This is a genomic window from Kitasatospora sp. NPDC056184 (assembly GCF_042268405.1).
Lineage (GTDB): Bacteria > Actinomycetota > Actinomycetes > Streptomycetales > Streptomycetaceae > Kitasatospora.
On record NZ_JBHJUI010000017.1, the window covers coordinates 58312 to 80652 of the forward strand.

The 22341-nt window shown below is 75.2% G+C and carries 18 protein-coding genes; 12 read left to right on the plus strand and 6 right to left on the minus strand.

Features of this window, described 5'->3' with window-relative positions; all coding sequences use genetic code 11:
- The first annotated feature begins 4 nt into the window (after positions 1-4).
- The 5 genes from ACFC0B_RS28665 to ACFC0B_RS28685 all read left to right on the plus strand — a co-directional run bounded on the left by ACFC0B_RS28665 (position 5) and on the right by ACFC0B_RS28685 (position 7336).
- Positions 5-778 carry an ABC transporter ATP-binding protein gene (locus ACFC0B_RS28665; RefSeq protein WP_376091878.1) on the plus strand — a complete coding sequence of 258 codons (774 nt, stop codon included), beginning with the start codon at positions 5-7 and terminating at the stop codon, positions 776-778.
- Positions 775-3657 carry an FtsX-like permease family protein gene (locus ACFC0B_RS28670; protein ID WP_376091881.1) on the plus strand — a complete coding sequence of 961 codons (2883 nt, stop codon included), beginning with the start codon at positions 775-777 and terminating at the stop codon, positions 3655-3657. Before ACFC0B_RS28665 ends, ACFC0B_RS28670 begins: the two co-directional genes overlap by 4 nt.
- Positions 3658-3793: 136 nt before the next feature.
- Complete coding sequence (locus ACFC0B_RS28675; RefSeq protein WP_376091884.1) at positions 3794-5206, plus strand: dipeptidase; 1413 nt, start codon at positions 3794-3796, stop codon at positions 5204-5206.
- A 105-nt stretch (positions 5207-5311) separates the two neighbouring features.
- Entirely contained in the window at positions 5312-6262 is a 951-nt protein-coding gene (nudC, locus tag ACFC0B_RS28680) for an NAD(+) diphosphatase (RefSeq protein ID WP_376091887.1), read from the plus strand.
- 219 nt (positions 6263-6481) lie between these two features.
- On the plus strand, positions 6482-7336 hold the full coding sequence (locus tag ACFC0B_RS28685) for a GntR family transcriptional regulator (protein WP_376091890.1): 855 nt from the start codon (positions 6482-6484) through the stop codon (positions 7334-7336).
- Between the two features lie 132 nt (positions 7337-7468).
- On the opposite strand, the gene ACFC0B_RS28690 is transcribed toward ACFC0B_RS28685, so the two are convergent.
- A complete protein-coding gene (locus ACFC0B_RS28690; RefSeq protein ID WP_376091893.1) occupies positions 7469-7726 on the minus strand; it encodes a mycoredoxin in 258 nt (85 codons plus the stop codon).
- Between the two features lie 292 nt (positions 7727-8018).
- On the opposite strand from ACFC0B_RS28690, the gene ACFC0B_RS28695 reads away from it, so the two are divergent.
- From ACFC0B_RS28695 to ACFC0B_RS28710, 4 genes are all read left to right on the plus strand, one after another.
- Positions 8019-10277, plus strand: a complete 2259-nt coding sequence (locus ACFC0B_RS28695; RefSeq protein ID WP_376091896.1) for an ATP-dependent DNA helicase UvrD2 — start codon at positions 8019-8021, stop codon at positions 10275-10277.
- 250 nt (positions 10278-10527) lie between these two features.
- A complete protein-coding gene (locus ACFC0B_RS28700) occupies positions 10528-11004 on the plus strand; it encodes a hypothetical protein (RefSeq protein WP_376091899.1) in 477 nt (158 codons plus the stop codon).
- Between the two features lie 168 nt (positions 11005-11172).
- Positions 11173-11538 carry a WhiB family transcriptional regulator gene (locus ACFC0B_RS28705; protein ID WP_376091902.1) on the plus strand — a complete coding sequence of 122 codons (366 nt, stop codon included), beginning with the start codon at positions 11173-11175 and terminating at the stop codon, positions 11536-11538.
- A 149-nt stretch (positions 11539-11687) separates the two neighbouring features.
- The gene (locus ACFC0B_RS28710) at positions 11688-11933 is read left to right on the plus strand and encodes a hypothetical protein (RefSeq protein WP_376092170.1); all 246 of its coding nucleotides are present in this window, start codon (positions 11688-11690) and stop codon (positions 11931-11933) included.
- 138 nt (positions 11934-12071) lie between these two features.
- Here ACFC0B_RS28710 and ACFC0B_RS28715 read toward each other — a convergent pair whose 3' ends face one another.
- The 3 genes from ACFC0B_RS28715 to ACFC0B_RS28725 form a co-directional block, all read right to left on the minus strand.
- On the minus strand, positions 12072-13592 hold the full coding sequence (locus tag ACFC0B_RS28715; RefSeq protein WP_376091905.1) for an ABC1 kinase family protein: 1521 nt from the start codon (positions 13590-13592) through the stop codon (positions 12072-12074).
- A 126-nt stretch (positions 13593-13718) separates the two neighbouring features.
- A complete protein-coding gene (locus tag ACFC0B_RS28720) occupies positions 13719-15263 on the minus strand; it encodes an FAD-dependent oxidoreductase (RefSeq protein ID WP_376091908.1) in 1545 nt (514 codons plus the stop codon).
- Between the two features lie 703 nt (positions 15264-15966).
- Positions 15967-17055 carry a ThiF family adenylyltransferase gene (locus tag ACFC0B_RS28725; RefSeq protein WP_376091911.1) on the minus strand — a complete coding sequence of 363 codons (1089 nt, stop codon included), beginning with the start codon at positions 17053-17055 and terminating at the stop codon, positions 15967-15969.
- A 255-nt stretch (positions 17056-17310) separates the two neighbouring features.
- On the opposite strand from ACFC0B_RS28725, the gene ACFC0B_RS28730 reads away from it, so the two are divergent.
- Positions 17311-18030 (plus strand): SprT-like domain-containing protein, encoded by a 720-nt coding sequence (locus tag ACFC0B_RS28730; RefSeq protein WP_376091914.1) that lies wholly within the window; start codon positions 17311-17313, stop codon positions 18028-18030.
- 69 nt (positions 18031-18099) lie between these two features.
- Here ACFC0B_RS28730 and ACFC0B_RS28735 read toward each other — a convergent pair whose 3' ends face one another.
- Together ACFC0B_RS28735 and ACFC0B_RS28740 are read right to left on the minus strand one after the other, a co-directional pair.
- Positions 18100-18690: an NUDIX hydrolase gene (locus ACFC0B_RS28735; RefSeq protein ID WP_376091917.1), complete on the minus strand. Its 591-nt coding sequence runs from the start codon at positions 18688-18690 to the stop codon at positions 18100-18102.
- Positions 18687-20240 carry a zinc-dependent metalloprotease gene (locus ACFC0B_RS28740; protein WP_376091920.1) on the minus strand — a complete coding sequence of 518 codons (1554 nt, stop codon included), beginning with the start codon at positions 20238-20240 and terminating at the stop codon, positions 18687-18689. The genes ACFC0B_RS28735 and ACFC0B_RS28740 overlap by 4 nt, the downstream gene beginning before the upstream one ends.
- Before the next feature lie 209 nt (positions 20241-20449).
- Here ACFC0B_RS28740 and ACFC0B_RS28745 point away from each other — a divergent pair, with 209 nt between their 5' ends.
- Positions 20450-21598 (plus strand): NAD-dependent epimerase/dehydratase family protein, encoded by a 1149-nt coding sequence (locus tag ACFC0B_RS28745; RefSeq protein ID WP_376091923.1) that lies wholly within the window; start codon positions 20450-20452, stop codon positions 21596-21598.
- A gap of 137 nt (positions 21599-21735) precedes the next feature.
- A complete protein-coding gene (locus ACFC0B_RS28750) occupies positions 21736-22176 on the plus strand; it encodes a molybdenum cofactor biosynthesis protein MoaE (protein ID WP_376091926.1) in 441 nt (146 codons plus the stop codon).
- Positions 22177-22341: the final 165 nt, after the last annotated feature.

A 22341-nucleotide genomic window follows, 5' to 3' on the forward strand; every position in this document is an offset into this window, starting at 1 on the left:
AAACGTGTCCCACACCGGTCCGAGCACGAACGGCGCCGACGCCGTTCTGCACCTGGACAACGTCACCCGCGTCCACGGACACGGCGCCGCCGAGGTCCAGGCGCTGCGCGGCGTCGACCTCAAGGTCCACCCCGGCGAGTTCGTCGCCGTCATGGGCCCCTCCGGCTCCGGCAAATCCACCCTGCTGACCCTCGCCGGCGGCCTCGACACGCCCAGCACCGGCCAGGTCCTGGTGGAGGGCGTCGCCCTCGGCGGCCTCAGCCGCAAGCGGCTCGCCGAGGTCCGCCGCCGCTCCGTCGGCTACGTCTTCCAGGACTACAACCTGATACCGGCCCTCACCGCCGCCGAGAACATCTCCCTGCCGCGCGAACTCGACGGCCTGTCCACCCGCGCCGCCCGCCGCGAGGCCCTCGTCGCACTGGAGGAGCTCGGCATCCCCGAACTCGCCGACCGCTTCCCCGACGACATGTCCGGCGGCCAGCAGCAGCGCGTCGCCATCGCCCGCGCCCTCATCGGCGACCGCCGCCTCGTCCTCGCCGACGAGCCGACCGGCGCCCTCGACTCCACCACCGGCGAGGCCGTCCTCGCCGTGCTGCGCGCCCGCTGCGACGCCGGCGCCGCCGCGATGATGGTCACCCACGAGGCCCGGCACGCCGCCTGGGCCGACCGCGTCGTCTTCCTGCGCGACGGCCGGATGGTCGACGAGAGCGCCAGCCAGGACGCCGGCAGCCTGCTCGTCGCCGCCGCCGCCAACGCGAAGGGCCCGGTGGGGGAGTGAAGCTCGGTTCCTGGCGGGTCGCCCTGCGCATCGCCCGCCGCGACGCCCTGCGCGCCAAGGGCCGCAGCGCCCTCGTCGTCGCCATGGTCGCCCTGCCCGTCCTCGGCGTCACCGGCGCCGACGTGTTCTTCCGCAGCGCCGAACTCGACCCCGTCGAGAAGATCGAGCGCAGCATGGGCCGGGCCGACGCCTCCCTGGAGATCCTCGACCGCGGCGCCATCGTCCTGCAGACCCCCGACCCCGACGTCGACCGCAGGATCACCACCGTCGACGACGCGAAGAAGGAGAACGGCAAGCCCGTCCTCACCCCCGAGCAGCAGCGCGGCCTCGACACCGCGCCCGCCGAGCTCGCCCGGCAGCTGCTGCCCGGCGCCACCCTCGTGCCGCTGCGCGAAGGCCCCTACGTCACCACCAGCACCGCCGAGGGCCTCGTCAACGTCCGGGTCACCGAACTCGACCTCGCCGACCCCGTCTGGCACGGCCGCTACGACATGGTCAAGGGCCGCGCCCCCAGCGCCGACCACGAGATCGCCGTCACCCAGGCCTTCCTCGACAGCTCCCGGCTGAAGATCGGCGACCGCACCTCGCCGCGCGGCCTCGAAGCCACCCCGTACACCATCACCGGCGTCGCCGAGCACCCCGGCGACCTGCGCGGCCTCGGCCTGTTCGCCCGCCCCGGCGCCCTGATCGACCCGCTCGCCAAGCTGCCCGGCGCCGAGTCCTCGCAGCGCGGGCGCACCTCCGTCAGCGAGGAGGTCAACAACTGGCTCGTCCAGCTCCCGGCCGGGGCCACCCTGGACTGGGCCAAGGTCGTGGAGCTCAACAAGTACGGCTTCCTCGTCGGCTCGCGCACCGTGATCCTCGACCCGCCGCCCCGCTCCGAGGTGCCGTTCTACGTCTACCAGGACAGCCAGGGCGGCGGCAGCTCCACCCCGTTCCTCGACCGGACCTCCGTCGTCGTCCTCGGCACCGTCATGGGCATGGCCCTGCTGGAGATCGTGCTGCTCGCCGGCCCGGCCTTCGCCGTCGGCGCCCGCCGCTCCCGCCGCCAGCTCGGCCTGCTCGCCGCCGGCGGCGGCGACCGCGCCCAGGTGCGCGCCGTCGTCCTCGGCGGCGGTGTCGTCCTCGGCCTCTCCGGCGCCGTCGTCGGCCTCGTCCTCGGCACCGGCCTGGTCGCCCTGCTGCGCACCCGGGCCGAGGAGTTCTCCGGCGAGCGCTTCGGCCACTTCGACCTCCAGCCGCTCGACCTGCTCGGCATCGCCCTGATCGGCCTCGTCACCGGCCTGCTGGCCGCCGTCGTGCCCGCCGTCCAGGCCTCCCGGCAGGACGTCGTCGCCGCCCTCACCGGCCGCGACACCCTGAAGCCGCCCAGCCGCAAGCTCGCCCTGCTCGGCCTGCTGATGCTCGGCGGCGGCTCCGCCCTCGCCCTGCTCGGCGCCACCGGCGGCTTCGGCGGCCGCTCGCTCAGCGTCCTCGGCGGCTCGGCCGTCGCCGAACTCGGCATGGTCGCCCTCGCCCCCTACCTGGTCGGCCTCTTCGGCCGGCTCGGCCGCTGGCTGCCGCTCGGCCCCCGGCTCGCCCTGCGCGACTCGGTGCGCCACCGCGGCCGCACCGCCCCCGCCGTCGCCGCCGTCATGGCCGCCGTCGCCGGATCCGTGGCCGTCGGCGTCTACACCGTCAGCTCCGACGAGGAGTTGCGCCGCGAGTACGTCGCCTCCGGCCCCGACCACTCCGTCGTCCTCTCCGCCGGCTGGGGCGCCGGCTCCGACGGCTCGCTGCTCCCGCAGATGCGCGGCGCCGTGCAGAACACCGTCCCCGGGCTGGGCACCCGCGCCGACGTCCAGCGCGTCAACTACCGGGGCGACTGCATGGTCAGCCGCAACGGCAACTGCGGCTGGGCCACGCTCGTGATGCCCGAGGAGCGCCGCTGCCCCACCTGGGGCCGCCACGGCCTCCAGGTCGGCCCGGGCGATATCGACCGGCTCAGCCGCGAGGACCCGCGCTGCCAGGAGGACCGCATCTCCCGCGGCAGCCCCTTCGGGATGGTCCAGGCCGGTGACGCCGCCCTGCTGCGCAACCTCTACGACGTGACCGACCAGGCCACCGCCCAGGCCCTCGCCGCCGGCAAGGCCGTCGTCTTCGACGAGCGCTACATCAAGGACGGCAAGGCCATCCTGGAGCTCACCGAGCCGAGGGACGACAACAACCCGGAGGCCGAGCCGGTCGTCCACCCCGTCACCGTCGACGCCCACCTCGCCGCCTCCCCGCTGGGGCCCACCAGCCAGGTGGTCCTCAACCCCGACACCGCGCAGCGCCTCGGCCTCACCACCCGCGACATCGGCTCGGTGTGGCGGCCCGGCGGCGCGACCGCCGACACCGCGGAGCAGAAGGCCCGCGCCGCGCTCGCCAAGCTCTCCGACGGCGTGCAGTTCGACATCGAGCGCGGTTACCAGTCCCCGGGCAACCTCATCACCCTGGGCCTGACCCTGTTCGCCGGCCTGGTCGCCCTCGGCGCCGCCGGCATCGCCACCGGCCTCGCCGCCGCCGACTCCCAGCGCGACCTGACCACCCTCGCGGCGGTCGGCGCCGCGCCCGGGATCCGGCGCACCCTGTCCGGCTTCCAGTGCGGTGTCATCGCCGCCATGGGCGCCGTGCTCGGCGCCGTCGCCGGCATCGTGCCCGCGATCGCGCTGCGCAAGGTCGAGGCCGCCGCGTCGAGCTACCCCGGGATGACCCTGCAGGAGAAGGCGGCCAAGGGCATCGTGGTGTTCCCCTGGCTCAACATCGGGGGCACCGTGATCCTGCTGCCGCTGCTCGCGGTGGCGCTCGCCGCACTGCTCACCCGCTCGCGGATCTCGCTGCTGCGCCGCACCGGCTGAGCCGCTGGCGCCGCCCCGCCCCCGTCACCCCGGACGCCCGCGCGCGTCCGGGGTGACGGACGTAACAGGCCCCGGGGGTCCCACCCTTCGGGACCGGGGCCGCTGGGGGGCGTCCGGGCGAACTAAAGTCGTCCGTATGACGAGAACTCCGGACAGTGTCGTCCGCTCCTTCATCGACCAGCACCGGCCCGCCTTCCTCGCGGACCTCGCGGACTGGCTCCGCATCCCCTCGGTGTCCGCCGACCCCGGCCGGGCCGGGGACGTCCGCCGCTCCGCCGAGTGGCTGGCCGCCAAGCTGCGCGACACCGGCTTCCCGGTGGCCGAGGTCTGGGAGACGGACGGCCTGCCGGCGGTGTTCGCCGAGTGGCCCTCCGGGGACCCGGACGCGCCGACCGTCCTCGTCTACGGCCACCACGACGTGCAGCCCGCCGCCCGGGAGGACGGCTGGGCGACCGAGCCGTTCGAGCCGACCGTGGTCGGCAACCGGCTGTACGCCCGGGGCGCCGCCGACGACAAGGGCCAGGTCTTCTTCCACACCCTCGGCGTGCGCGCCCACCTGGCCGCCACCGGCCGCACCGCGCCGGCCGTCAACCTCAAGCTGCTGGTCGAGGGCGAGGAGGAGTCCGGCTCCCCGCACTTCGCCGACCTGGTCCGCCGCGAGGCCGGCCGGCTGGCCGCCGACGTCGTGATCATCTCGGACACCGGCATGTGGTCCGAGACCACGCCGACCGTCTGCACCGGCATGCGGGGCCTGGCCGACGCCCAGATCGACCTGTACGGGCCGGACACCGACATCCACTCCGGCTCCTTCGGCGGCGCCGTGCCCAACCCGGCCACCGTCGCCGCGGAGCTGGCCGCCGGGCTGCACGACGCCGACCACCGGGTCGCCGTCCCCGGCTTCTACGACGGCGTGGTCGAGCTGACCGACCGCGAGCGCGCGCTCTTCGCCGAGCTGCCCTTCGACGAGGCGGCCTGGCTGCGGACCGCCAAGTCGTACGGCACCCGCGGCGAGGCCGGCTACTCCACCCTGGAGCGGATCTGGGCCCGCCCGACCGCCGAGGTCAACGGCATCTGGGGCGGCTACACCGGCCCCGGCGGGAAGACCATCGTGCCCGCCTCGGCGCACCTGAAGCTCTCCTTCCGGCTGGTCGCCGGGCAGGAGGTGGAGAAGGTCCGCGAGGCCGTCCGCGGCTGGGTGGCCGACCGGGTGCCCGAGGGCATCCGGTACGAGCTGGTCTTCCCGGGCGCGACCCGCCCGTGCCTGACCCCGCTCGACCACCCGGCGCTGCAGTCCACCGTCCGGGCGATGGGCCGGGCCTTCGAGCAGAAGATCCTGTTCACCCGTGAGGGCGGTTCCGGTCCGGCCGCCGACCTGCAGGACGTGCTCGGCGCGCCGGTGCTGTTCCTCGGCATCTCGGTGCCCTCGGACGGCTGGCACTCGGTGGACGAGAAGGTCGAGCTGGACCTGCTGGCCAAGGGCGTCGAGACCGCCGCCTACCTGTGGGCCGACCTGGCCGAGAACTGGCGGCCGGGCGGCGAGCGCGCGTGAACCGCGGGCGAGCGCGGGCGGGCCGGTGGCGGGCGCGCCCCGGACCGGCCGCCGCGCCGGCCCGACCGTGGGACCCGAACCGTCCGGAAGACTCATCACGTGGGGATGGAACAGTTGAGCACCGTGCCTGAGACCGAACGCCCGCTGAACCTGGCGCTGGCCCGGGCCGGGGTGGACCGGGCGGCCCAGCACCGGTTCGACGAGCCCTGGCTGGCGGCCGCCTGGAGCCACCCGTCCACCAAGGTGCTGCCGATCGCCGGCGGCGAGGCGTTCGTCGTGGACACCGGGCAGGGGACCGAGCTGGTCCTGATGCCCTCCTTCGAGGCGCCGCAGACCGGCGACCGGTACTTCCTCGGCACCGACGAGGACGGCGTCTCCTACTTCGCGCTGGCCGGCGAGAGCCTGCCGGGCCGGCTGGACGGCGACGCCCGCCCGGCCGGGCTGCGCGAGGTCGGCGCGCTGCTCTCCGACCGGGACGCCGGGCTGCTGGTGCACGCCGTCGCGCTGGAGCACTGGCACCGGCTGCACAGCTTCTGCTCGCGCTGCGGCCACCCGACCGAGAAGGCCGGCGCCGGGCACGTGCGGCGCTGCACCTCCTGCGCGGCCGAGCACTACCCGCGCACCGACCCGGCGGTGATCATGCTGATCACCGACGAGCAGGACCGCTGCCTGCTCGGCCGCCAGGCGCTGTGGCCGGAGGGCCGCTGGTCGACGCTGGCCGGCTTCGTCGAGCCGGGGGAGTCGATCGAGCAGGCGGTGGTCCGCGAGGTCGGGGAGGAGGCCGGGGTGCGGGTCGCCGAGGTCTCCTACGTGGCCAGCCAGCCGTGGCCGTTCCCGTCCAGCCTGATGCTGGGCTTCCTGGGCCGGGCGCACCCGGAGGGCACCACGATCACCGTGGACGGCGAGGAGCTGGCGGAGGCGCGCTGGTTCTCCCGGGAGGAGCTGCGGGCGGGCATGGCGGCGGGGGAGATCCTGCCGCCGTCCGGGATCTCGATCGCCCGGCACCTGGTCGAGGTGTGGTACGGCGAACCGCTGCCGGCGGCGGCCCGCTGGTAATTCCGGCGCCGCCCCGGGCGTTCTGCGGATTGGGGGGCGTGCGGAGTTGATCCGCGCGCCCCCAATTTCCTTTTCGAACCCGTCTCCCCAGGATGTTCGTAACCGGAGCGGCCATGTCCAGTACGGGCCCCGGGTCCTCCTCGGGCGGAGTCACCGATCCCGGTCGACTTTGCCGCAAACGCCTGAAAGCCCCTCACCCGTCTCGCTACATTCACTCGGGTGACAATCCCCCGGGGCACCGCCCAATCCCCCAAATACCAGCGCCTCGCCGCCGACCTGCGCCGCCGGATCGCCGAGGGCGAGTTCACCGCCGCGGCCGCCCTCCCGGTCGAGAGCGAACTGGAACGCCAGTACGGCGTCGCCCGCAACACCGTCCGCCTCGCCGTCGACGTCCTGGTCAACGAAGGCCGGCTGGTCCGCCTCCAGGGCAAGGGCACCTACCTGCGCGAGCACCCCGTGCTCGACCACCGCGCCTACGGGCCCGCCTCCCGCCTCGACCCGCAGGACGCCGCCCCCCGCGACTGCCTGGCCGTCCCCAGCGCCGTCTACCGCGGCGAGGCCGCCGAGAGCGGGCGCGAACTCACCGTCGACTTCGAGATGATGATCGTCCGGGCCCGCGTCGACATCGCCGAACGGCTCGGACTGCGCCCCGGCGAGGCCATCGTCGTCCGCCGCCAGCTGCGCATGCTCGACCGCGAGCCGTACTCCATCGAGGAGAGCCACTACCGGGCCGGCCTCGCCGCGGGCACCCCGCTGATGGAGCCGGACCAGATCGACGGCGGCGACGAGGCGGTGCTCGCCGCCCTCGGCCGCACCGAGGTCGGGGCCGTCGACCACCTGGTCGCCCGGATGCCCGGGCCCGAGGAGGCCCAGTGGTTCCAGGGCGGGCCCGGGGTGCCGCTGATGGTCCAGACCCGGGTCACCTACGACCGGCGCGGGCCGGTCCGGGTCATCGAGACCCGCTACTCGGCCGACCGCAGCCGGCTGGTCTACGGCGTCGGCGACCTCGGCGCCCGGGCCTCGCTGCCCGCGCCCGCTGCGCCCGTCGACCCGGCCCGGGCCGACGCGCCGTAGCGGGTGTCCGGCCGATCCCGCCGGGCGGGCGCACCGGCCCGGCGCCGCGGGGGGCGCCGGGCGTTCGGCGTCAGGCGTTCGCGGGGCCGGGCGTCGCGGGGTCGGGCGTTCGCGGGCCGGGCCTTCGCGGGGTCAGGCCGCCAGGGCCTTCTTCACCTGCAGCAGGCTCGGGTTGGTCATCACGACCTGCTCGCCGCCGCCGGTCGGCTTCACCAGCACGGTCGGAACGGTCTGGTTGCCGTTGTTCACCGACTCGACGAAGGCCGCCGACGCCGGGTCCTCCTCGATGTTGATCTCGGTGTAGCCGATGCCCTCGCGCTGCAGCTGGCTCTTGAGCCGGTTGCAGTAGCCGCACCAGGTCGTGCTGTACATCGTCACGCTGCCGGACATCGAGGGGACTCCTTCGGATCGGGAGGGCCTGTCACTGGGGGCGCCGCGCACGTCGCACGGCTCCGGGGGGAGAACGCGCGCCGCCCGGCGGTCATTCCGCGACCGGAGGCACCCGGACGCCACCGGACCGCACGGCCGCTCCGGCGCGCACCCACCCGCACCGGCGCGGGGCCCACCGCGCGCGCCGTCGAGTGCCACAGTCCGCCGTCCACCACGCGATCATCCGGCGATCACACCGCACCTGTGGACAACCCCGCCCGCGATGTCCGCCCGGGCTGAGAGGATGGAACGCATGCAGGAAGACCTCTTGAGCGGCAGCCCGTTCGACGGACACCAGGACGCCCACCGGTCCGGCCACCCCGCCGCCGACGGCGGCCCCGACGCCGTCCTCGCCGGACTCGACCCCGAACAGCGGGCCGTCGCCACCGCCCTGCACGGTGCCGTCTGCGTCCTCGCCGGCGCCGGCACCGGCAAGACCCGCGCCATCACCCACCGCATCGCCTACGGCGTGCGCAGCGGCGTCTACCAGCCCCAGCAGGTCCTCGCCGTCACCTTCACCGCCCGCGCCGCCGGCGAGATGCGCGGACGCCTGCGCCAGCTCGGCGCCGAGGGCGTCCAGGCCCGCACCTTCCACGCCGCCGCCCTGCGCCAGCTCCAGTACTTCTGGCCCCGCGCCGTCGGCGGCCCCGTCCCCCAGCTGCTCGAACGCAAGGTCCAGCTGGTCGCCGAAGCCGCCGGCCGCTGCGGCCTGCGCGTCCAGCGCACCGAACTGCGCGACCTCACCGCCGAGATCGAATGGGCCAAGGTCACCCAGACCGGCCCCGACGACTACCCCGCCGCCGTCGCCAAGTCCGGCCGCGAGGCCCCCCGCGACCCCGCCGAGACCGCCCAGGTCTACCGCGTCTACGAGGAGACCAAGAGCCGCCGCGGGAACATCGACTTCGAGGACGTCCTGCTGCTCACCGCCGCGATCCTGGAGGACCGCCCCGACATCGCCGACCAGGTCCGCGCCCAGTACCGGCACTTCACCGTCGACGAGTACCAGGACGTCTCCCCGCTCCAGCAGCGCCTCCTCGACCAGTGGACCGGCCCCGGCGGCGGCGCCAGCCTCTGCGTCGTCGGCGACGCCAGCCAGACCATCTACTCCTTCACCGGAGCCACCCCCGACTACCTGCTGGGCTTCCGCACCCGGCACCCCGAGGCCACCGTCGTCAAGCTCGTCCGCGACTACCGCTCCACCCCCCAGGTCGTCCACCTCGCCAACGGACTCCTCGCCCAGGCCCGCGGCGAGGCCGCCCGCCACCGCCTCGAACTCGTCTCCCAGCGCGAGGCCGGCCCCGACCCCGTCTACACCGAGTACGAGGACGAACCCACCGAGGCCGAGAACACCGCCCGCCGGATCAAGGACCTCCTCGCGGCCGGCGTGCGCGCCAGCGAGATCGCCGTCCTCTTCCGCACCAACGGCCAGTCCGAGGTCTACGAGCAGGCCCTCGCCGACCTCGGCGTCCCCTACCAGCTCAAGGGCGCCGAGCGGTTCTTCGAACGCCCCGAGGTCCGCGACGCCGGCGTCCTGCTGCGCGGCGCCGCCCGCGCCGCCTCCGACCCCGTCACCGACGGCGCCCCCGACCTCGCCGGACAGGTCCGCGCCGTCCTCGCCACCCGCGGCTTCACCGCCGAACCCCCCGCCGGCTCCGGCGCCGTCCGCGACCGCTGGGAGTCCCTCGCCGCCCTCGTCCGGCTCGCCGAGGAATTCGAACGCGGCCGCACCGCCGCCGGCCAGGGCACCGACCTCGCCGCGTACGTCGCCGAGCTCGACGCCCGCGCCGCCGCCCAGCACGCCCCCGCCGTGGAAGGCGTCACCCTCGCCTCCCTGCACGCCGCCAAGGGCCTGGAGTGGGACGCCGTCTACCTCGTCGGCCTCACCGAGGGCACCCTGCCGATCATCTACGCCAAGACCGACGAGCAGATCGAGGAGGAGCGCCGCCTCCTCTACGTCGGCGTCACCCGCGCCCGCAAGCACCTCACCCTCTCCTGGGCGCTCTCCCGCTCCCCGGGCGGCCGCGCCTCCCGCAAGCCCAGCCGCTTCCTCGACGGGCTGCGCCCCGGCTCCAGCGCCCCCGGCGCCCGCCCCGCCGGGCGCGGCGGGCGCGGCGGCGAGGCCGGCGAGCGCTCCGCCGGGCGCCGGGTCCGCGGCCCGGTCACCTGCCGGGTCTGCGGGCGCGCCCTCACCGAGGCCGTCGAACGCAAGCTGCGCCGCTGCGAGAGCTGCCCCTCCACCATGGACGAGGCGCTCTACGAACGGCTGCGGGAGTGGCGCGCCGCCCAGGCCCGCGAGCAGGGCGCCCCCGCCTACGTGGTCTTCACCGACGCCACCCTGATGGCCATCGCCGAGGACGTCCCCGCCAACCGGCAGGAGCTCGCCGGCATCTCCGGGGTCGGCGCCATGAAGCTGGACAAATACGGGGCCGCCGTGCTCTCGTTGTGTGCGGGGGAGGAGCCCGTCAGGGATCCGGTGGACGTCACGGACGACCAGCCGGACGAACCGGCCTGAGCCGGTCCGGGGCGATCACAGCCGGCGCCGAGGGGCGCCGCGGAGACCGTCGGGAAACTCGCCGGAAAAATAGTTTGCGCGCCGTGCCGGGAGCGCAATAGCCTGCCGGAGCGGTCAAGGGGACGCGATCGCCCGGGGTGACGCCTGTCGCCGCATCCCCTGCACCCACCAGCTTCACCGAGACAGACATCCGAACAGTTCGGAGCCCGGGAGACCAGGCTCCGCTAGGCGCCGAGAGGAGGCGAAGGCAGTGGAAACCATGATCACCAAAATGACTGGCCAGACCGTCGACGCTGCCTCCCTGCGTGCCGCCAGCCTGCGGCTCGCCGCCGAGCTGTGCGGAACCGGTCTGGGTCTCGACACCACCGGTGTCTCCGTCGTTCCCGCTTCCCCCGCCCCCGCTGTCAGTGGCCTCGGACACACTGGCCTCGGCAGCAACGGCATCCAGGGCGGCAGCCTCGACGGCACCCGTATCGAGACTGGTCTGTCCCGCGACTGGGCGTCGGCCGATGCTTCGCGCTCCCTGCGTGATGAGCGACCGACCCAGGCACCGAAGACGGCTGTAGCCATTGCCCTGCATGGCGGCTATGCGCAGGTCATCGGTGCCGGAAACACCCAGAAGCAGAACGAGCAGCAGATCACGCAGGCCATGGCTGTCTTTGCCGACGCCACGGCCGTCCGGATGAGGGCCTTCCGCGGCCCCGAACCCTGGAGAGAACGAACCTGAGCCAGCCTCAGGTCGGCGCCTCCAGGGCCGCGGAACCCCACACACCGGGATCCGCGGCCCTTCTGTTTTGTCCGGTACGCAAGACCACCCAGGCCCCCCGGGGCCTCCGGCCCAGCCCCACCAGTCAGCTGAGCCGGACCCACTGAGAAGACGAGGAAGACGCCCACAGTGTCCACGGTCATCACGCCGCCCACCCCGTCCGTACCGCAGACAAGCCAGACCAAGGCCGACCAGGCCGACCCCCCGGAGGTTCTCCCCATGCAGTTCACCTCGATCGACCAGGCCGAGGAGCTCGGTCTCCCCATCCCGTGCCGTGCCTTCGACCCCGAGGTCTTCTTCGCCGAGACGCCCGCCGACGTCGAGTACGCGAAGTCCCTCTGTGGCACCTGCCCGGTCAAGGACGCCTGTCTGACCGGCGCGCTCGAGCGCCGCGAGCCCTGGGGCGTCTGGGGCGGCGAGCTGTTCGTCCAGGGTGTCGTCGTGGCCCGCAAGCGGCCGCGTGGCCGCCCGCGCAAGACCGAGGTCGCGGCGTGAACCCCGCGTCCGGAGCCGGAACCGTCCGCCGGGGAGAGCAGCCCCCGCCGGACAACGCCCTCCGCCGCTCCGTACGCCTCGCGGCCGCCAAGGCCGACGCCGCCCGCATCCGCCCCTTTCCGACCACGCACCACGAGCAGGACCACCACATGACCGCCGCCGCCATCGATCCGACCGTCCGCGCCGAGCAGACCACCGAACTCCAGATCCAGAACAGGACCCTCGAAATGCAACTCCTCCACGAATCCCTGGCCAGGGCGCATATGCAAGAGCGCCTCCAGGAGGCCGAGCACCAACGGCTCGTCGGCCGACTCGCCCGGGCCCACCGGCTCAAGCGCAAGGCCGAACGCGCCTCGCTGCGGGCCCGCAAGGCCCTCGCCGTCGCCCTGATGTGACCTCTCCGAGGTGACCCGGGCGCCGGCGCGCCGCCATGCCCGGCCCCGGCGGCACCCGGACCCGACGTACCCCCGTCGCGCCGCAGGCCGCCCCCCGACACCGGGGGGCGGCCTGCGGCCGTTGCGGCGGACGGCGGATCAGCCCTCCGCCGACGGGCTCCGGCGCCTGGCCGGGGCCGCCTTCTTGGCCGCCGGGCTCTTCGCGCCCGCCTTCTTCGCCGGCTTCGCCGCCGCTGTCTTCGCCGCCGCTGTCTTCGCCGTCGTCGACGTCTTCGCCGCCTGCTTCGTGGCCGCCGCCGGCTTCGCGGCCGGCCGCTTCCCCGGCGAACCCGCCTCGGCGAACTCCGGCAGCCACTCCAGCATCTCCGCCCGGAACGGCGCCTTCGCACCCAGCTGACACAGCACCCCGATGGTGCTCAGCGTCACCCGGTGGATCAACAGGTACGACGGCGGCAGGTTCAACTGCTTGCCCAGGTTGTACGCGGGCGACCGCGGATCGGCGATCCGCGCCGCCTGCGCCCGCATCCACGCCCGGGTGAAGTGGAACGTCTCCACCGCCGCCGGCTCGATGATCGGCAGCAGGTAGTCCAGCACCGCGTCCGCGTCCAGCTCGACCGAGGGCTTCACGAAGCCCTCCTCGCGCAGCATCGCCAGCACACCCGCCGCGTCCCCGGCCAGCGCCATCCGCAACGACGCCCCGATCGGCGCCGGCAGACCGCCCGGCAACCGGTCGACCGTCCCGAAGTCCAGCACCCCCAGCCGCCAGCCCTCCACCGGGCCGTCGTCCTTCAACAGCCGGAAGTTGCCCGGATGCGGATCCGCGTGCAACAGGCCCGTCCGCGACGGACCGGCGAACAGGAACCGCGCCAGCAGCCGGCCCGCGACGTCCCGCTCCTCCTGCGAACCGGAGGCGATCACCTCCGCCAGCGGCGTGCCGTCCATCCACTCCGACACCAGCACCTGGTCCGCCTGAGCCACCACACCCGGCACCACGATCTCCGGATCGCCCGCGAACTCCTCCGCATGACGGCGCTGCGCCTGCGCCTCCAGCTCGTAGTCCAGCTCCTCGGCGACCCGCTCCCGCAGCTCCGTGATCAGCGGCTTGATGTCCAGGCCCGGAATCAGCGGACCCAGCAGCCAGGCCACCCGGCTCAACTGCGACAGGTCCGCCAGCAGGGCGTCCCCCGCCCCCGGGTACTGCACCTTCACCGCGACCGCGCGGCCGTCGTGCCACACCGCCCGGTGCACCTGGCCGATCGAGGCGGCCGCCGCCGGACGGTCGTCGAACTCCCGGAACAGGCTCCGCCAGTCCTCGCCCAGCCGCTGCGCCAGCGCGGCGTGCACCTTCGCGGCCGGCATCGGCGGCGCGGCGTCCTGCAGCTTGGTCAGCGCCGCCCGGTAGGGGCCGGCCACCTCCTCGGGCAGGGCGGCCTCGAAGACGGACAGCACCTGCCCGAACTTCATCGCCCCGCCCTTGAGCTCACCCAGGACCTTGAACAGCTGGTCGGCGGTGGCCTGTTGCAGCTCGGCGGTCACCACCTCGGCCGACCGTCCGCCGATCCGCTTCCCGAGGCCGAGGGTGGCCCGGCCGGCTATCCCCAGCGGCAGGGCGGCGAGCCTTGCCGTGCGGGTCATTGCCTTGCGCGGAAGATCGCTCACCCGGGCCTCCAAGTCGACACGCCCAAGGCCCCCGGGGCGGGAGCCGACCGTCATACGCCATTGTGCCCGCTCGGCGGCGCGGCCCCGGCCGGATTACGCCGCCCCGCCGGGGCCGAACCCGGCGGGTCAGCCCCGGGGGGCCGGGGCCGCGCCGACGGCCTGCGGGAAGGAGAACAGCCGGTACGGGTCGTAGCGGCGTTTCACCGCGACCAGCCGCGGATAGTTCTCGCCGTAGTAGGCCTGCCGCCAGTCCGGCAGGCCGGGGTCGACGAAGTTCTGGTAGGTCTCGCCGGCGGAGTGCGGGTCGAGCAGCGCGAACCCGGCGTCCGCCCAGCGGCGGGCCGCCGCCACCGCGGCCTCGTCCACCGGGCCGGTGGCGATCACCGCGCCGAAGCTCGCGTTGAACAGCGCGTCGCGGTGGACGTACGCGGTGGCGGTGCGGGCCGGGTCGTTGGCGGCGCCGCCCAGTGCGCTCAGCTGCACCATGCGCTGCTGCCCGGCCTGCCGGTCCCGGTCGAACAGGCCGAGCGCGGCGTCCCAGAGCGCACGCGGCGGCGGGGCGTCGAACAGCCGGCCCCGGTCCACGGCGGCGGTCGGCCGGGCCAGCGCGGCCGCCGGGCCGGTGCCCGCCCGGTGGCACTGGTCCCTGGTGGAGGAGCCGCAGCCGTAGAGGCCCATCATGACCGAGAGGTAGGGGGCGGTGAAGCTGCTCCCGGTGGCCGGCGGTGCGCCCACCAGATCGGTCAACCGGGCGATCTCGGCGGTGAGTTCGGCCTCGGCGCCGACCGAGCCGATCAGCACCGAGACGAACGGGGTCGCACCGGGCGCGGCGTCCCGCAGGCCGACCACGGCGCCGCCGCCCAGCGTCCGCGGGGCGTCCGGCAGCCAGTGCGACCAGGCGTCCAGCAGGTCCACCGCGTGGTCGTAGGACCAGGTCAGGCTGGCGAGGGTGAGGGCGGCCAGCGGGACGGGCGTCATCGTGTAGGAGGTGACGACGCCGAAGTTGCCACCGCCGCCGCCGCGCAGCGCCCAGTACAGGTCGTCGTGCTCGTCGGGCGAGGCGGTGACGGTCCTGCCGTTGGCGAGCACCACGCGGGCCGCCGTCACCTTGTCGCTGGAGATGCCCGCGTGGCGGGTCAGCAGGCCGATGCCGCCGCCCTGGAGGAAGCCTCCCAGCGAGACGGTGGGGCAGAAGCCGCCCGGGACGGCGAGCCCGTGCGGGGCGACGGCGTGGGTGACGTCGACCAGCTGGGTGCCGCCGCCGAAGGTGGCGGCGCCGGGGGTCACCGCGGTGGAGGAGAGCCGGGAGACGTCGATCACCAGGCCGGTGCCGGTGGAGTAGCCGCCGCCGCTGTGGCCGCCGGCGCGGACGGCGATCGGGAGGTCCCGGTCCTGGGCGTAGCGGAGACAGAGGGCGACGTCGGCCTCGTCGGCGCAGTAGGCGACGGCGGCCGGTTCGACGGAGTCGAAGCGGGCCTGGCCGATCTGCTTGGCGGTGCCGTAGGCCGGGTCGCCGGGGAGGACGAGGGTGCCGTGCAGGTGGCCGGAGAGCCGGGACCAGCGTCGTGGCCGGGCCTCGGCCGCCGTGGCGACGGCGGGGGCGGTGGAGACGGCGGTCAGCGGGAGGGCGAGGGCGCCGGCGGCGCCGATGAGCGATCTGCGAGTGATCATGTCGATACCTCTCGGTGAGGTCGTGCACGAGCGTTGCGATCGTTGAGCCGGGGCCGCCCGGGCCGCGTCGGCCGGATGGCCGACGTCACAGTAATCGCTCTGCGCCCCGCCGAGGCGCCCTTTCCTCTCTTCGGGGGGGCCCTCCCCCCCACCCCCCTCCCCACCCCCTCCCTCCTCCTCGGCGCCTCGGCCACGGCCGAGGCGCCGAGGCAGCCCGAGCCGCTTCGGGACCGTCACCGGGGCACGTTGGCCGAAGCCCGAGCCGCCACCGCCGCCACTCGGCCGTGCAGCGTCCACTGCCCTCCGCCGCTCCGGCAGCTGCCCGGAGCGGTGCCGCAGTCGTCGCCCCGGCGCCGTACGGGCGGGCGCCCGAAGTGGCGTCTCGGAGCCGTCGCCCCGGGCACAGCGGTCGTCGGCCCGCTGCCGCTCCGGCAGCTGCCCGGAGCGGTGCCGCTTTCATCGCCCCGGCGCTGTACGGGCGGGCGCCCGGAGCGGTGCCGCAGGTGCTATCCCGGGGCGGAGCCGTCGCCCCGGGCGCAGCGGTCGTCGGCCCGCCGCCGCTCCGGCAGCCGTCCGGAGCGGTGCCGCAGTCGTCGCCCCGGCGCCGTGCGGGCCGGCGCCCGAAGTGGTCTCTCGGAGCCGTCGCCCCGGGCGCACCGGTCATCGGCCCGCCGCCGCTTCGGCAGCCGCCCGGCGCGGTGCCTCAGTGCGGTGGTGTCGGCTGCCAGAGGCAGCCGCAGTCCGGGTGGCCCTTGAGCCGTAGGCGGCGGGGCATGCCGTCCACGGCGGACAGCTCGCACCAGCCGTCCACGCTGGGTGGCCGGCCGCCGTCCAGGAAGACCTGGACGTGCAGGGCCGCGAGCCCGGCGACCGCCGTCGCGAGGGCGGTGTCGCAGGCCGGTGTCGGCGCCCGCCCGGAGCCGCCGTCGGCGAGCTGGGCGAGGATCCGAGGCCAGGCGGCGTCCTCGTCCTCCCGGGCCAGGACCAGGCAGTGGCCGCAGGCCGAGACTCCCGGCAGGACCAGCGGCCCGACCACCCCGTACTCCTCCACCACGCCGACGTACAGGTGCGGGACCCCGGCCCGGAGCAGCTCGCGGGCCTGGGGCGTGCCGCCGGCGAACGCGCCGCTGCCGTCCCGGGGCGCGAGCACCACCAGGTCGGGCAGGCCCGGTCTCGGTTTCCGGTCGCGCCGGCCCGGGCGCCGGGCGGTGGCCCGGTCGACGGCCTCGCGGGCGGCGGTGGACCGGAGCCGGCCGACGTCGGCCGGTGGCAGCCCGGCGGGGGAGCAGTCGGCGGGGGTGACCCGGCCCGAGTCGGCCACGGTGACCGTCCCGATGCCGCCCGCGGCGAGGACGGCGGCGACGGCCGCGCCGATCCGGCCCGCGCCGCGGACCTCGACCGCGTGCTCCGGCCGCCGGGCCAGCACGGCGGGGGCGGCGCCGGGCGGTGCGTGGATCAGCGACAGCGAGGCGAGGTCGGGGCCGAGCAGGTCGCGGTGCGGCTGGGGGAAGCGGGCCAGGGCGTGGTCCGCGGCCTCGGCGTCGTCGAGCACCCCGGCCTCCTCCAGCAGGTCGAGCAGCGAGTCGGCGGGATCGCTGCCGAAGCCGATCCGCTCGCCCTCGGCGAGGAGCGCGGGCCGGTCGCGCGTTCCGTCGACGAGGCCGAGGAACTCGCGCAGGGCCGTGTCGGCGGCGTTGCCGAGCACCCCCGCGTGCTGCGGGATGGTGCCGAACTGGAGGGTGTCCGAGTCCCGCCAGCTGCGGGAGAGGGCGGGCTTGAGGGCGAGGCGCACGGCGGTCTTCCTTCCGATCGTTTCCGGACGGCTGACGGCAGCATGCCCGATCGGGGCGGCGGGGTGCGGTGCGTTGTCCACAGGGACGGGCTCATGATCGGATAAGCCGTTCGCACACCCTGTGGATAACTTGGCGTCCGGTCCGATGTCGGATTCCGGACACCCTCCGTAGGCCTTTCGTTCCCGATCGCTCCACGAAACATTTCGGCCATGGCAGCGGACTTCTGTCAGGGGGAACGGGTAACGTCGTGTGCCATGGCAGCCGAACGGGACTCCCATCCCTCGGCGTCGCCTCGGCGTGCCCGTGCAGCGTCCGGGTCGCACACGGCGGCGCCGAGTACGCGCGGGCGTCCGGAGCAGCGTCCCGAGCAACGGCCCGAGCAGCGCCCGGAGCCGCAGCCGGGGGCCGCGCTCGACCGGTCCCGGGTGGAGGTGCGGCGCAGTGCCCGCCGCAGCCGGACGGTGTCCGCCTACCGCGAGGGCGACCGCACGATCGTGCTGATCCCGGCCCGGATGTCGCACGCGGAGGAGCAGCGGTGGGTCGCCCAGATGCTGGAGAAGCTGGCCGCGCAGGAGAGCCGCCGGGTGCTCGGTGACGATGCGCTGGTGGCCCGGGCGCGCGAGCTCTCGGGGGCCTACCTGGGCGGTCGCGCCCGGCCCGCCCAGGTCCGCTGGGTGACCAATCAGAACTCGCGCTGGGGGTCGTGCACCCCGAGCGAGCGGACGATCCGGCTCTCGCACCGCCTGCAGGGGATGCCGGAGTACGTGGTCGACTACGTGCTGCTGCACGAGCTGGCGCACCTGCTGGTGCCGGACCACGGCCCGGACTTCTGGGCGCTGCTGGAGGCGTATCCGCGGACGGAGCGGGCGCGCGGCTATCTGGAGGGCGTGGTGTCGGCGGCCCGGCTGCCGCACATCCCGGGGGCCCGGCACGAGGCCCCGTCGGAGCCCGGTCCGGCGGAGTCCTGCGGCTGAGCGGTCACCCGGGGCACCGCGGAGGAGCGGGCGGAACGGGTGGAGCGGGCGGAACGGACGGCGAGTGCTTCAGCCGGTGAGCTCGCGGGCGCGCGCGACGAGGTCGCGCACGGACTGGTCGGTGAGCTCGGGCAGGCGGTCGTAGTCGAACCAGCGCAGGTCGAGCGACTCCTCGCTGATCAGCGCCTGGGCGCCGGGCGGGGCCAGCGCGATGTACTGGACGTCGAGGTGGGTGTTCTCGGGCCGGTCCTTGCCGGTGCAGCGCACCTGGTGGCGGTCGAGCTTGACCGGGACCGGCGCGCCGTCGCGGGCGAGCAGGACGAGGTCGGGGATGCCGGACTCCTCGGTGGCCTCCCGCAGCGCGGCCGAGGCGAGGTCGCGGTCCCCGGGTTCGCAGTGGCCGCCCATCTGCAGCCACCGGCCGACCTTGGGGTGCAGGGTCAGCAGGACGCGTCCGGCGGCGGGGTCGACGACGGCGGCGCTGGCGGTGACGTGGGCGGGCAGGCAGGAACGGTACAGGCCGTCGGGCTGCTCCGCGAGGTGCCGCAGGTAGGCCAGCCGCAGCTGCTCCTGCTCGGGCTCGGCGGGCCGCCAGTCGCCCAGGGCCCGGACGGCGTCGGCGTGCAGGGCTCCGGCGCGGTCCGTCTCGGTGGCCGTCATGCGGTGGGCTCGCCCTTCCCGTGCTCGTCGTCGCCGTCGTTCTTCGTCAGGTCGGGCTTCGGGTCGCCCGAGCCGGTGCCCGGGGCGCCGCCGGCGGCGGCTTCGCCGAGCAGCTTGTCGAGGGCGTCGAAGTCGATGCCGCCCTCCAGGTCGTCGCCGCTGCCCCGGTGCACGAAGGCGTCCGGGTCGTCGAGGTCGGCGGCGGTGGGGAGCATGTCGGGGTGCTGCCACAGGTCGTCGCGGCCCTCGGTGCCGCGGGCGTCGGCCAGCAGCGCCCAGAGGCGGGCGGCGTCGCGCAGCCGGCGCGGGCGCAGTTCGAGGCCGACCAGGGTGGCGAAGGTCTGCTCGGCGGGCCCGCCGGCGGCGCGGCGGCGGCGGACGGTCTCGCGCAGGGCGCCGGCCTGCGGCAGGTGGGGCTCGGCGGCGGCGTGCACGACGGCGTCGACCCAGCCCTCGACGAGCGCGAGCGCCGTCTCCAGCCGGGCGAGCGCGGCCTTCTGCTCGGGGGTGTCCTCGGGCTGGAGCAGGCCGCCGGCGAGGGCCTCCTGGAGCGCCTCGGGGTTGCTCGGGTCGAGCTGGCCGACGAGCTCCTCCATGCGGGAGCTGTCGACCTTGATGCCGCGGGCGTAGGCCTCGACGGCGCCGAGGAGGTGGGCGCGCAGCCACGGCACGTGGGCGAAGAGCCGCTGGTGGGCGGCCTCGCGCAGGGCGAGGTAGAGGCGGACCTCCTCGGCGGGCACGCTGAGGCCCTCGCCGAACTCGGCGACGTTCTGCGGCAGCAGCGCGGCCTTGCCGGCGGGGGCGAGCGGCAGGCCGACGTCGGCGGAGCCGACGACCTCGGCGGCGAGGGCGCCGAGCGCCTGGCCGATCTGGGTGCCGAACATGGCGCCGCCCATGGAGCGCATCATGCCCAGCAGCGGGCCGGCCATGGCCTGCATCTCCTCGGGCAGGACGCCGCCCATGGCGTTGCCGACGCGCTCGGCGACCGGGTCGACGAGGTCCTTCCAGACCGGGAGGGTGGCCTCGATCCACTCGGCGCGGCTCCAGGCGACGGCGGTGCCGGCGCCGGACGGGAAGGTGGTGACGCCGTCGAGCCACAGGTCGGCGAGGCGGACGGCCTCGGCGACGGCGGTGCGCTCGACGGCGCTGACCGAGCGGTCCTTGCTCTTGCCCTCGACGGGCTCGGCGACGACGGTCTGCCGGGCGATGTCCTTGGCGAGGTCCCAGTTGACCGGGCCGCCCTCGAACGAGAGCATCTGGCCGAGCTGCTGGAAGGCGGCGCCGAGGTCGTTGGGGTTGAGGCCGCCGAACATCGCGGCGAACGGGTTGTCGCCGGCGCCGGGCCCGCCCGCACCGGGGGTGCCGGGCATGCCGGGCAGGCCCATGCCGAACAGGGCGCCGAGCGGGTTGCCGCCGGAGAATCCGAAGGGCTGCGGGCCGCCGGACTGCGCGCCGCCGCTCTCCTCCTTCTTCTGGTCGTCGTCGGGCTTGGCCTTGCCGTCCTCGGGCTCCTCGGGCGGAACGCCGAATCCGAAGGGAAGGTCGCTCACGGGGTCCTCGATCCGGTCGGCCGTCATACGGGTGGTGGCGGTGAAGTCTGCGCGCCCGGGGCGGTCGGCGGAGTGGGGGACTCCCGGCCGGTGGACGGCTCCCGCGCGGCCGGACCGCGCCGGGTGCACCGCCGGGCCTCCGCCTCGGGCAGGATGGACGTACGTGACACACGTACGTACGCACATAAGCTAACCGTGGAGGATGGCCGGTGAGTTCCCCGCCCTCGGACGTTCGCTCTGGGCTGACCGGAGGAGAGGACGCCCCGGACATCACGGCGTCGCCGCCTCCAGCCTATGCCGGAAGACCGCTGACCGTGGCCGTCACGGGCGCCGCCGGGGTGCTCGGCGAGCGGGTCGCGGCCCGGCTGGTCGCCTCGCCGGGGGTGAAGCGGGTCCTGGCGGTGGACGACCGGCGCGGCGAGGTGCCGGGGGTGCAGTGGCGGGTCCTGGACGTCCGGGACCCGGCGGTCGCGGAGCGGCTGGCCGGGGTGGACGTGGTGGTCCACCTGGCGATGGACCTGGGCATGGAGTCGGACCCGCGGGCGCGCAGCGCCTACAACGTGCGCGGCGCGCAGACGGTGCTGACGGCGGCCGCGGCGGCCGGGGTGCACCGGGTCGTGCTCTGCACCTCGGCGATGGTCTACGGCGCGCTGGCCGACAACGAGGTGCCGCTGGCGGAGGACTCCGAGCTGCGGGCGACCGAGGAGGCCTCGCTGGTCGGGGACCTGCTGGAGATCGAGCGGCTGGCCCGGCGGGCCCCGCGCGCGCACCCGGGTCTCCAGGTGACGGTGCTGCGCCCGGCGGTGGTGGTCGGCCCCGGGGTGGACACGGTGCTGACGCGGCACTTCGAGGCGCCTCGGCTGCTGGTGGTGGCGGGTTCGCGGCCGTGCTGGCAGTTCTGCCACGTGGACGACCTGGCGGCGGCGCTGGAGTACGCGGCGCTGGGCCTGGTCGAGGGCGAGGTGACGGTCGGCTGCGACGGCTGGCTGGAGCAGGAGGACGTGGAGCGGCTGTCGGGGATCCGGCGGATGGAGCTGCCGGCCTCGCTGGCGCTGGGCACGGCGGCCCGGCTGCACCGGCTGGGGCTGACGCCGGCGCCGGCCGGGGACCTCGCGTACACGATGTACCCGTGGGTGGTGTCGGGGAGCCGGCTGCACGAGGCGGGCTGGCGTCCGACGCACACCAACGAGGAGGTGCTCGCGGAGCTGCTGGCGCAGGTGGCGGGCAAGCACGCGGTGGCGGGCCGGCGCCTCGGCGGCAAGGAGGCGGCGACGAGCCTGGGCGCGGCGGGGGCGACGGTGGCGCTGGTGGGTACGGCCGCGCTGGTGCGGCGGGCGCGCAAGCGGCGCCGGTTCTGACGTCCGGAGCCGGTCCCCGCTGCGGCGGTGCCCCGGGCGGTGGTCCGGGACACCCCGGTTCCCGTGACGCGGAATCCCGTCCGCGTGATGCGGAAGGCGCTTGCCGCCGTCCGCCGCGGATGGGCCATCATGAGGGCATGCCCGAGAACCACGACCCGATCCGCCTGCTCGCGATCCGTGACACCCCGCTCTCGCTCGACGAGGTGTACGCGGCGGTGGGCGACGACGCGGCCGGCGGGACGACCGTCTTCGTCGGGGCGGTCCGCGACCACGACGGGGGCCGGCCGGTCTCCGCGCTGGAGTACAGCTGCCACCCGTCGGCGGAGCGGGAGCTGCGCCGGGTCGCCGAGAAGGTCGTCGCCGACTTCCCGGTCCGGGCGCTGGCCGCCGTGCACCGGGTGGGCCGGCTGGGGATCACCGACAAGGCCGTGATCGTCGCCGTGTCCTGCGCGCACCGCGGCGAGGCGTTCGACGCGGCCCGCCGGCTGATCGACGACCTCAAGCACGAGGTGCCGATCTGGAAGCACCAGGTCTTCGCCGACGGCGGCGAGGAGTGGGTCGGCGCCGGCGACTGCTGAGCACCCGCCGGACCCCCCGTGTCGTGCAGGCACGCCGGTCGCTCACTCGAACGGGTGTGGGACGGTGCGCCGGATACTCCCTGGCAGTGAGCCGATCGGCCGTGCCGTAACCCGGACGGCGCCCGAAGCGTTGTCCGGCCGGGTGGTTAATCTGCTCATAGACAC

Excerpts from the sequence above, each read along its gene's own strand:
- ACFC0B_RS28675 (WP_376091884.1), top strand. The coding sequence starts at position 3,794 with ATGACGAGAACTCCGGACAGTGTCGTCCGCTCCTTCATCGACCAGCAC.
- nudC (WP_376091887.1), top strand. The coding sequence starts at position 5,312 with ATGGAACAGTTGAGCACCGTGCCTGAGACCGAACGCCCGCTGAACCTG.
- ACFC0B_RS28690 (WP_376091893.1), bottom strand. The coding sequence starts at position 7,726 with ATGTCCGGCAGCGTGACGATGTACAGCACGACCTGGTGCGGCTACTGC.
- ACFC0B_RS28695 (WP_376091896.1), top strand. The coding sequence starts at position 8,019 with ATGCAGGAAGACCTCTTGAGCGGCAGCCCGTTCGACGGACACCAGGAC.
- ACFC0B_RS28710 (WP_376092170.1), top strand. The coding sequence starts at position 11,688 with ATGACCGCCGCCGCCATCGATCCGACCGTCCGCGCCGAGCAGACCACC.
- ACFC0B_RS28720 (WP_376091908.1), bottom strand. The coding sequence starts at position 15,263 with ATGATCACTCGCAGATCGCTCATCGGCGCCGCCGGCGCCCTCGCCCTC.
- ACFC0B_RS28730 (WP_376091914.1), top strand. The coding sequence starts at position 17,311 with ATGGCAGCCGAACGGGACTCCCATCCCTCGGCGTCGCCTCGGCGTGCC.
- ACFC0B_RS28735 (WP_376091917.1), bottom strand. The coding sequence starts at position 18,690 with ATGACGGCCACCGAGACGGACCGCGCCGGAGCCCTGCACGCCGACGCC.
- ACFC0B_RS28750 (WP_376091926.1), top strand. The coding sequence starts at position 21,736 with ATGCCCGAGAACCACGACCCGATCCGCCTGCTCGCGATCCGTGACACC.